3 protein-coding genes and 1 pseudogene are annotated in these 3,862 nt (G+C 55.0%); all 4 read right to left on the bottom strand.

Annotated elements, in window-relative coordinates:
- Positions 1–750, bottom strand: a 750-nt coding sequence (locus tag Q0650_RS10755) for an acetaldehyde dehydrogenase (acetylating) (protein WP_298818803.1), incomplete at its 3' end; no start/stop codon positions are given.
- Entirely contained in the window at positions 702–1,508 is an 807-nt protein-coding gene (locus tag Q0650_RS10750) for an IclR family transcriptional regulator (protein WP_298818801.1), read from the bottom strand. The genes Q0650_RS10750 and Q0650_RS10755, both read right to left, overlap by 49 nt.
- Positions 1,509–1,663: 155 nt before the next feature.
- Positions 1,664–2,644: pseudogene (locus Q0650_RS10745) on the bottom strand (catechol 2,3-dioxygenase).
- Between the two features lie 20 nt (positions 2,645–2,664).
- Positions 2,665–3,862, bottom strand: a 1,198-nt coding sequence (locus tag Q0650_RS10735) for a 4-hydroxyphenylacetate 3-hydroxylase family protein (RefSeq protein ID WP_298818795.1), incomplete at its 5' end; no start/stop codon positions are given.

The raw sequence follows: 3,862 nt of genomic DNA, 5'->3' as shown, positions 1-3,862 counted from the left end.
CGAGCGCCGCTCAACGACTGGCGCATTCTTCAGCCGGTATCCGGGCACATAACGCTGCACCTCACCCACCATCTGCTCAATCGACTGGCGGACAAGCGACTCATCAAAATCGTCTTCGGGAATGACGTAGATGGTATTGCGCATCAAAATGGGTGGATGGGCCGGGTTGAGAATGATGATAGCCTTGGCCTCTCTAGCGCCCCCAATCGCTTCCAGACCTCGCGCCGTGGTAAAGGTAAACTCATCAATATTCTGCCGGGTACCCGGCCCAGCCGATCGACTCGATACGGTACTCACAATTTCAGCATACCGTACCGGAGTCACCCGACTCACGGCGTAGACCAGTGGTATCGTTGCCTGACCGCCACACGTGATCAGATTCACGTTTATCGCATCGAAATGCGCTCCCAGATTAACCGGCGGCACCACATACGGGCCACGCGCTGCCGGTGTCAAATCAATCGCAATTCGTCCACTTTCACGCAACATTTTGGCATGACGCACATGCGCCTTTGCGCTGGTCGCATCAAAAACGATTCGAATGTCGGGGTCGGCCAGAATTGCTTCGATTCCGGTGGCACTGGTGGCAATACCGGCCTGTTGCGCCCGCGCCAATCCTTCTGAGGAAGGATCAATGCCGGAGACCAGGGCAAGCTCCATTGGACCTGACTGCCTGAGCAATTTGTACATCAGATCGGTGCCTATGTTACCGGAACCGAGTATGGCGACTTTGACTTTATCGACTTGCATACAGACGTTCCTCCATAATAGCCCAGCCGCTCAGAGATGCGCAGTGCGCCTTCAACGATCGCTCGCGTATACTGTTCACGATGGAGACGGAAGCGGTGGGTTGGCGTCGAAAAACTGACTGCAGCGATGACACGTCCTTCGTAATCGTAAATCGGCGCCGCAACGCAACACAAACCAATAGAAACTTCTTCCTGGTCGTAGGCATAGCCACGCTGCCGCACGCGGACCAGCTCTTCAGACAGCGCTTCAAGCGAGGTGATTGTATGCGGGGTAAATGGGTAAAGCTGCTCATTACCCACAACACGCAAAACAGCTTCCCAGGGCTGATAAGCCAATAAGACTTTCCCCACTCCTGAGCAGTGTGCCGGCAAACGAACACCAATCCCAGAGAGTTCAACCTGAAGGCCCTGTTGCCCCCGTAGCTTTTCCAGGTACACAACTTCTCCCGACTCCAACACCGCCAGGTGCATCGTTTCGCCCCAGGTGTTTACCATCTCTTGCATCACTGCCCGCGCTTCATCGCGAAATTCTGTTGTCTTAAGCAAGGTTTGGCCGAGTTCGAGTAGTCGCCAGCCTAACCGGTAACGTCCTGCCCCTACCCGGCGTAGCAGACCCTGTTCGGCGAGACTGCTAAGCAGCTCTGACACGCTCGATTTGGGCAATCCCAGCGCTTTTGCCATATCACCAACACTCCACTCTGGATGAGCAGGCGTGAAGAGTGTCAACGCGCGCGCAGCTTTTTGCAGAGTCTGCAACATACCTTGCTCCTTCCTGAAAGAGACCGCATCGCTACCGACTCGCGCCTGACTCGACACCTCGCGGACTGACTGTAGCCCTTCTCCTGAACTCCTGTTGCAAACGAGGAGAAGGGCTACACGACCGGGAGGTCGGGCTGATATACGCTACACCTGCTTTATGCCGAAGCCATTGCCGGCTCTTGTTCGTGAACCACCGGCGTGCCGTAGAGGAAGAACTCACCGGGAAGATTGCCACCGAACCAGACAATCCCAGCCGCCAGTGTCTCTTCCGTCCAGACAATTGGCTTCCAGGCCGGATCAAAGATCAGATAGCCCGGATCGCCAAATAGCTCAACCCGGTTGCCGCCCGGCTCGTAGACATACATAAACATTGCCTGGCTGATGCCATGCTTGCCGGGGCCGGCCTCGATATAAATCCCCTGCTCTCGGAATACATCGGCAAGATCATTGAGATTTTGCGGATAGCCGTACCAGTAGCAGACGTGATGGAGCCGACCACGCGCGCCTTTCCCATCGCGCATTAAGGCCACTTCATGCACCAGGGGCGACACGCTTAGCCAGCAACCGGCTTCAATGCCATTGTTGAGCACAATGTGCTCGCGCAGACGGAAGCCCAACTGCTCCATCATGAAGTTCTTGTTGACAGTTACATCTGAGGCCAGCAGGTTGACGTGATCGAGCCGTCGCACCGGCACACCGCGCAGAGGTCGCTTCTGCGGACGGTTGAGCAGCGGAGACTTCTGATCCTCGGCGGGCTGGAAGTAGTCGACTTCCCATAAAATCTCCATGGGGTGACCATCAGGAGTGGTAAACTGGTAGGCTGGCCCATGCCCAAGATCGCCATCTAGCCAACCCCTTCCAAGGCCAGAAGCCTCAATTGCCTTCACCCGTCGTTCAAGCGCTTGCGGTGAGCTAGCACGCCAGCAGACATGGCCGAGACCTGGCTATTTGGCTTCGGTGATTTTCAGCGTGTGATGATACCAGTCTTCATAGGCCCGCAGATACACCGATTGACCTTGCCGGGTGGTGACCTCCATACCAAGCAGATCGCGGAAGAACCAGAGTGTCTGATCGGGTTTGGGTGTCAAGATTTCGACATGGGCCAGTTGATGGGTGTCAAACATCGGCTCGCTCATCGTGAAACCTCCTTCTGTTGCTAATGCTGGCTCATTACCACATTAACGTCGGTCGGATTGATCAGATCAGATACCGTCCATCCATCCAGGTCGTATTCAGCCATACAGCGCTCGGCAAACGCCTTCAGTTGGGCTGTTACCCCCATTGCAGTGGCCGCTCCCAGCGTTTCGATCCGGATGTTTTCGTGATTGCCGGCATAGTTGCGCTCGTACAACTCATGTCTGCCGCCAAATTCACTGCCCATTGCATCCCAGAGCAACTTCATGAGCTTGATACGCTCCACTGCGCTGTAGCCGTTCGAACCGCGCACAAATCGGTCAAGATAGGCGCGTATCTCTGGATTCTTGAGATCGGTAGCGTGAGAGGGAAGATAGATAAGAGCGCTGGCAACGTCCTTCTCGATCAAATCCTTGATTTTGACGTAGGCATCCGGCGCCAGCACCCGGTATGCAAATGCTGCTTCGAGATTCGGCAAGAGATAGCCGTTAACCCATGGCATCGGATTGCGCACCATCGCTTCGGTGAGTTGCCAGAAGAGATTGCGGTAGGTCACAATCTCGCCCAGGCGGGCCTGGACACCGCGGAAATCGCCTACTCCGGTGGCTTCAACCGCTTTCAACATCAAACCGGTAATGAAATCAAGCTTGACGGCGAAACGCGCGCCTCCGTGTAATGGGAAGCGATGGCCGAAACCGGAAAGGGGGAAGAAGGTGTTGGTCTTTTCAATATCACCATAGACAAACACGTTCTCCCAGGGGATCAAAACCTGATCGAACACGAGAATCGAGTCATTTTCATCCAACCGACTCGAAAGCGGATAATCGAACGGGCTACCGGTGACTGCGACGTTGTATTCATATGAAGCGCGCGCAATCAGCTTCACGCCAGGTGAGTTCATCGGCACCGCAAAGATCAACGCAAATCGCTTATCGTTGATCGGTAATGGGCCATAGTGCGCAATAAAGTTGACGTGAGTCAATGCGCTTCCGGTTGCTACCACCTTTGCCCCTGAAACGATCAGACCGGCATCCGTCTCACGTTCGACGTGCATGTAGACATCAGATACTTCGTGAGGTGGGCGATTACGGTCAATCGGTGGATTAACGATAGCGTGGTTCCAGTAGATCAGCTCTTCCTGCGTTTTGCGATACCAGCGCCGCGCATTCTCTTGATACGGAGCATAAAACTCGGCGTTCGCGCCCAGGGTACCGGTGAAT

The sequence above is a fragment of the uncultured Chloroflexus sp. genome (genome assembly GCF_937129525.1).
Classification (GTDB): domain Bacteria; phylum Chloroflexota; class Chloroflexia; order Chloroflexales; family Chloroflexaceae; genus Chloroflexus.
This window is presented reverse-complemented; position numbering and strand designations above follow the sequence as displayed.

Bases quoted from the DNA above. Each gene is read 5' to 3' on its own strand.
- Q0650_RS10750 (WP_298818801.1), bottom strand. From the start codon at position 1,508: ATGTTGCAGACTCTGCAAAAAGCTGCGCGCGCGTTGACACTCTTCACG.